Raw genomic sequence first — 6526 nt, 5'->3', positions numbered from 1 at the left:
CCAGATTCAGTGGCTGACATACCGCCTTCGCGAGCAAGCCCGCTCCCACATGTTTAGCCCTCATTGGGCTGAAAGAAGCTTTTACCTAGCAGACCAAACTGCGCAACGCACTGATCTGCGGGATCTCCACCCGGCGCATGTACACCCGCAACGGCTCGGTAATATTGATGCGATCGTCGATACGCTGGTCCAGCAGCAACTGAATGCGTTCACGCGACAGGGTCATGGTGTGCTCGCCGTCAGCCGGCAGCCAGACAAACTCAGCGGTGGGAATGATGCCGTCATCGGCCACGTCCATGCCGAAGGCATCTTCGCTGAAACGCACGATGTAGTGGCCGGTCTTGCGGTTCAGGCCGACAAAACCGTGGAGTTGGTCGGCGGCCTGGCAGATGAGTTCGGAAGTGATGCGCATGGTAAACCTCACTGAAAAGTCCCGCAGGGACTGGAAAGATGGTTTACACGCGTGGCAGGAATGACGGCCCTCTGACGGGGCAGCTTCGGGCAAGAGTACTGCAACACTGCACAAAAAAACCAAGAAATATGGGCCGTGCGCACGTTAATGTCGGTTTGGTGATAGCGCCTTTCGCAATCAATTGTTAAAAAGGACGCCTTCTCAAAGTTACCTCCACGAAAGGACTTCGCATATGCCTGTCACGTTTACCAAGAGCGCGTTGCTGCTCGCGCTGATGCTCGGCCTTGGCCAGGCACAGGCTGCCGACCCGATCAGCCCGGCTGAATTGGCAACAAACGAAGGCATTCCCTACCCGGCCGTCATCGCCCACCGTGGCGCTTCCTACGACGCGCCTGAATCCACCGCCGCTTCCTACAAGCTCGCCCGCGACCTGGGTGCCGACTACCTGGAAATGGACCTGCAGCGCAGCAAGGACGGCGTGCTGTTCGCCCTGCACGACAACAACCTGCAACGCACCACCGACGTGGCCACCAAGTTCCCGGAGCGCAAAGACGCCCCGGCCAACGAGTTCACCTGGGCCGAACTGCGCACCCTGGATGCTGGCAGCTGGTTTAACGCCGCCTACCCGGACCGCGCCCGCCCTGCGTTCGTCGGCCTGAAAATCCAGAGCCTGGACGAAATCATCAAGATCGCCGAAGGCAACCCGCAGCACAAACCCGGCCTGTACATCGAGACCAAGGAGCCCAAGCAGTTCCCGGGCATCGAAGCCGACCTGAAAAACAAGCTGCTGGACAAGGGCTGGTTGAGTTCCGCCGGCTCCAAGCTGGGCAAGAGCAACACCGGCGTGGGCCAGGGCAGAGGCCGTGTGGTTTTGCAAACGTTTGAAAAAGACAGCTTGAAAGAGCTGCAGAAAGAAATGCCCAACACCCCGAAAATCCTGCTGTTGTGGGTCGGCCCAGGCAGCATCGAGCCGAAATCCACGCAGACCTTCGCCGAATCCGGTGAAGCGACCAAAGCCGCCTACTACGCCAAGCAAGAGCCGAAGGATGCTGCCGAGTTCGAAAAATGGGTCGACGAAGCCAAGAGCCTCGGCGCCATCGGCACCGGCCCTTCGGCCGAGCTGACCAACCATGGCGACCAGAGCTACACCGACCTGGTGAAGCCTGAAATGAACAAGCTGACCCACGACAAAGGCCTGCTGGTGCACGTCTATACCGTCGATGAGCCGGTGGACTTCGAAAAAGTGATGAGCGCCGGCGTCGATGGCATCTTCACCAACCGCGCGGCCGAACTGCTGAAGTTCTACAAGCGCTGGCCGTCGTCGAGTGTGCAGGACCTGCTCAAGGACAATGGCTACTAAGGCACAGGTGTCAGTGCGCCATTAAGGATGAGTTAAGTTGCGCTGGTTAATCTGGCGCCACTTAAACAGCTCACCCAGAAGGACACTTACCATGAAAACCCTGACTGCCTTGTTCGCCGCCACTGCCCTGACCCTGACTGCCGGTCTGGCCCAGGCCGATGTACGCCCGGACCAGATTCCGAGCCTGCTCAAATCCGGTGATGTGATGCCGTTCGAGAAACTCAACGCTGCCGCCCTGGCCAAACAGCCCGGCGCGACCATCACCGACACCGAGCTGGATCACGAAGCCGGTCGCCTGGTCTACGAAGTCGACCTGACCGACACCACCGGCAAAAAGTGGGACGTGAAGCTCGACGCCAAGACCGGTGAAGTGCTGGAAAACAAGCAAGACACTTGAGTCAAACGCCAAAAAAACCGCGCCACTGTTTAGAGTGGCGCGGTTTTTTTATGCGCGCTCGTCAGCCAGCCGTAGGAAAAGTATCTAAACATTGAATGAAATTACACCTACAGCGCGTAAGGTCGCTAAAATCCAAGCCATTCGCCAGCACTTGCAGATCGAGACTACTTAATGGGGCAAAAAGCCGCCGACATCGCCACCATTGGCCGCATCAGCGCCGTCCCCGCTATGTTACAGGTCATCAGTGACATGACTGGCTTGCGCTTTGCCGCCGTCGCCCGGGTTACCGAAGACACCTGGACCGCCTGCGCCGTGCTCGACCACCTGAATTTCGGCTTGGGTGTGGGCGGCGAGCTGGACTTGACCACCACGATTTGCCACGAAATCCGCGGCTCCCACGTGTCGGTGGTCATCGACAACGCCAGCAAAGACCCGCTCTACCACGACCACCACACCCCGCGCATTTACCAATTCGAAAGCTATATTTCGGTGCCAGTGTTCCACACCGATGGGCGTTTTTTCGGCACTATCTGCGCGCTCGACCCCAACCCCGCGCCCTTGCGCAGCAGCACCATCCAATCGACCATGGAGTCGTTTGCCCGGGTGCTGTCGCTGCAAATCGAAGCCGAGGAAAGCCAGCAGAAAACCGAAGACGACTTGCTGGAAGAGCGCAGCACCGCCGAACTGCGTGAGCAGTTCATTGCGGTACTCGGGCATGACCTGCGCAACCCGCTGTTCGCGATCAACTTCGGCGCCGAGCGCTTGCTGCGCAAACATCCGACGCCCGCCACTGACCCACTGGTGCGCCATATTCTCGCCAGTGGCAAGCGTGCTGCGCAGTTGGTCGAAGACGTGCTGGATTTCGCTCGCGGGCGCATGGGCAGCGGCATTCCGTTGCACCGGGGCGACTGCCAGGATTTGCAGGACGCGTTGCACCATGTGGTGTCCGAGGTGCAAAGCGTGCACCCGCAGCGCCAGATCCAGGCGGATATCGGCGACCTGCGCGACGTGTATGGCGACCGTGATCGGCTGGCGCAATTGCTCTCCAACCTGGTCGCCAACGCGATCCACCACGGCAGCCACGATGGCCCGGTTGAAGTCACGGCACAGGTCGAACAGGACCTCTTCACACTGACCGTGAAAAACCCCGGCCAGATCGATGAACTCGCGTTGCCCCGGCTGTTCCAGCCCTACGCGCGGCCACTCAAAGACACGCCGCAAGCCGGCCTGGGCCTGGGTTTGTACATCGTCAAGCAAATTGCCGATGCCCACGGCGGGCAACTCCAGGTCTCGTCCTGCGCGCAAAAGGGCACGCTCTTTACCTTTACCTTGAAGACTCGCTGAGCAAGTTTTCAAACTGTCACAGAATCGTCATGCCGCCTTGCAATGATTCGCCGACGCGAACCTGTGAAACGTCCTACAGGCGCTTTCTCTGCGAGCCGCCATGAACCACAGCATTGATCACAGCCATCAGGATCCCGATCTGTTTGGCTTGCTTTACGGTTTCCGTTTTCGCCCCGGTGAAAAAGCTGAGCAGATAGACTCAGCCACCGCGCTTGCCGCCTTGCAGGCGCCGCAAGACCCGGAAGAATTCCTGTGGTTGCACCTGAACCTGGCCCACGCCGCCTGCGAGCGCTGGATGCAGGCGCACTTGTCGTTGCCGGATGAGTTTTTCGAAGCGCTGCACGAAGGTTCGCGCTCCACGCGTATTGAACACGTTGACTCGGCCTTGCTCGCGGTGGTCAACGACGTGGTGTTCAACTTCAGCAGCATGGTCTCCTCGGATATTTCCACGCTGTGGGTGTGCGCCCGCAGCCGCTTGCTGGTGAGCGCACGCCTGCAACCCTTGCACTCGGTGGATAAATTGCGCTCGTCGGTGAAGGCCGGCGAACGCTTCCGTTCGCCGCTGGAGTTGCTGGTGCACCTGCTGCGCGACCAGGGCGAAGTGCTGACGCAGATCGTGCGCAAAACCAGCATCAGCGTCGACCATATCGAAGACCAGTTGCTGTCTTCGCGCTTGTCCACCAACCGCGCCGAACTCGGTGCCGCGCGCCGGGTGTTGGTGCGCCTGCAGCGCCTGCTGGCACTGGAGCCGGGCTCGCTGTTGCGCCTGCTAAACCGCCCGCCGCAGTGGCTGCAGAAGGAAGACGTGAAGGAGTTGCGCAAATCCACCGAGGAGTTTGCGCTGATCATCAACGACCTGATGGCCCTGGGCGAGCGCATCAAACTGTTGCAGGAGGAGATCGCCGCCAACCTCAACGAGCAAAGCAACCGCACGCTGTTCACCTTGACCGTGGTCACGGTGCTGGCGCTGCCGATCAACATCATCGCCGGTTTTTTCGGCATGAACGTCGGCGGGGTGCCGCTTTCGACGGACCCGGAAGGCTTCTGGATCCTGGTGGCGCTGGTGGCAACCTTTACCTTGATTGCCGGGCGCTGGGCGTTCAGAAAACGCAAAGATTACTGACCCCGATCTCGACCTGAAATGAGATCAAATGTGGGAGCTGGCTTGCCTGCGATAGCATCACCCCGGTGGGTCTGAAGGACCGAGGTGCCTGCATCGCGGGCAAGCCCGACTCCCACACTGATTGCACGCTGACACTAGCTTTGTGATGTATTTACAGACCAGCGGCGCACTCAATCCTGTAAACACTGACCTGCCGCAGCATCTCTGTAACATTCTGCAATGATCATCAACGCCATCCTCCCCACACTGGATGCTCCGGCATGGCCACCCCTTCCCTGACTGCCTCCACCACCGCCTCACACGCAGCCCCCAAACCCCGGCTGGACAAAAAGCCCGGCCTGGTGACGGTGATCATTTTCTTCGCCGTGCTCGCCATGGGCCTGCTGTTCACCGCCTACAGCCTGATGCACGACATGCACGAACTGGGCACGGTGGTCACCACCTGGACGCCGTTCCTGCTGCTGGGCGTGGCGCTGTTGATCGCCTTGGGCTTCGAGTTCGTCAACGGGTTCCACGACACCGCCAACGCCGTCGCGACGGTGATCTACACCAACTCGCTGCCGCCGCATTTCGCGGTGGTGTGGTCGGGCTTCTTCAACTTCCTCGGCGTGCTGCTCTCCAGCGGCGCCGTGGCGTTCGGCATCATTGCCCTGCTGCCGGTCGAGCTGATTTTGCAGGTGGGTTCCTCGGCCGGTTTCGCGATGATCTTCGCCCTGCTGATCGCCGCCATCCTGTGGAACCTCGGCACCTGGTGGCTGGGGTTGCCAGCCTCCTCGTCCCACACCCTGATCGGCTCGATCATCGGTGTCGGCGTGGCGAATGCCTTGATGCACGGGCGTGACGGCACCAGCGGTGTGGACTGGGGCCAGGCGACCAAGATTGGCTACGCGCTGTTGCTGTCGCCACTGATCGGCTTTGCGTTTGCCGCGCTGTTGCTGCTGGCACTGCGCGCCTTTGTGAAAAACCGCTCGTTGTACAAGGCGCCCAAAGGCGACACCCCGCCGCCATGGTGGATTCGCGGCATGCTGATCGCCACGTGCACCGGCGTGTCGTTTGCCCACGGCTCCAACGATGGGCAAAAAGGCATGGGCCTGATCATGCTGATTCTGGTCGGTACCTTGCCGATGGCCTATGCGTTGAACCGCACCATGCCTGCCGAGCAATCGTTGCAGTTCGCGGCGGTGGCCGAAGTGACCCAGGTCGCCCTGGTCAAAAGCGCACCGCAAGTGCTGCCGGGCGACCCGCGCCCGATCCTCTCGACCTACGTGCGCACCAAGGAAGCCACGCCGGAATTGGTGCCGGCGCTGGCCGCCCTCGCCGGCCAGATCGGTGATGAAGTGAAAGGTTACGGCTCGCTGGCCAAAGTGCCCGCAGAAGCCGTTGGCAACGTGCGTAACGACATGTACCTGACCAGCGAAACCATTCGCCTGATGGACAAGGACAAGGTCGGCCACTTCGACGCGGATACCCAAAACAAGCTGAAACTGTTCAAGGACCAGATCGACAACTCCACGCGCTTCATTCCGCTGTGGGTGAAGATCGCCGTGGCCATCGCGCTCGGGCTGGGCACCATGGTCGGCTGGAAGCGCATTGTGGTGACGGTGGGCGAGAAGATCGGCAAGACCCACATGACGTACGCCCAGGGCGCCTCGGCCGAAACGGTGGCCATGCTGACCATTGGCGCGGCAGACATGTTCGGCTTGCCGGTGTCGACGACTCATGTGTTGTCGTCGGGTGTGGCGGGGACTATGGTGGCCAATGGCGGAGGGTTGCAGATGAAGACCATCCGCAACCTGCTGATGGCCTGGGTGCTGACATTGCCGGCGGCGATTTTGTTGTCGGGCAGCCTGTACTGGCTGTTCACCAAGCTCTTCTGACACCACTCGGTTT

Annotated in this window: 6 protein-coding genes; 5 read left to right on the top strand and 1 reads right to left on the bottom strand. The window is 60.4% G+C overall.

Going from position 1 to position 6526, the window contains the following annotated elements; genetic code table 11:
• Positions 1-85: 85 nt before the first annotated feature.
• Positions 86-412, bottom strand: a complete 327-nt coding sequence (locus WBB95_RS02415; protein WP_424486125.1) for a DUF2025 family protein — start codon at positions 410-412, stop codon at positions 86-88.
• Between the two features lie 232 nt (positions 413-644).
• Between WBB95_RS02415 and WBB95_RS02410 the strand changes: the two genes are divergently transcribed.
• From WBB95_RS02410 to WBB95_RS02390, 5 genes are all read left to right on the top strand, one after another.
• Positions 645-1772, top strand: coding sequence for a glycerophosphodiester phosphodiesterase (locus WBB95_RS02410; protein WP_424486124.1), 1128 nt, complete (start codon positions 645-647; stop codon positions 1770-1772).
• A gap of 91 nt (positions 1773-1863) precedes the next feature.
• Positions 1864-2169 carry a PepSY domain-containing protein gene (locus tag WBB95_RS02405; protein WP_424486123.1) on the top strand — a complete coding sequence of 102 codons (306 nt, stop codon included), beginning with the start codon at positions 1864-1866 and terminating at the stop codon, positions 2167-2169.
• A 171-nt stretch (positions 2170-2340) separates the two neighbouring features.
• Positions 2341-3513, top strand: coding sequence for a GAF domain-containing sensor histidine kinase (locus WBB95_RS02400; protein ID WP_424486122.1), 1173 nt, complete (start codon positions 2341-2343; stop codon positions 3511-3513).
• Positions 3514-3613: 100 nt separating this feature from the next.
• On the top strand, positions 3614-4636 hold the full coding sequence (locus tag WBB95_RS02395; protein ID WP_424486121.1) for a transporter: 1023 nt from the start codon (positions 3614-3616) through the stop codon (positions 4634-4636).
• A gap of 260 nt (positions 4637-4896) precedes the next feature.
• Positions 4897-6513: an inorganic phosphate transporter gene (locus WBB95_RS02390; protein WP_424486120.1), complete on the top strand. Its 1617-nt coding sequence runs from the start codon at positions 4897-4899 to the stop codon at positions 6511-6513.
• Positions 6514-6526: the final 13 nt, after the last annotated feature.

Source organism: Pseudomonas sp., from assembly GCF_049645325.1.
GTDB lineage: Bacteria > Pseudomonadota > Gammaproteobacteria > Pseudomonadales > Pseudomonadaceae > Aquipseudomonas.
The sequence above is the reverse complement of the archived record's forward strand: the minus strand, read 5'-3'. Positions and strand labels throughout refer to the sequence as shown.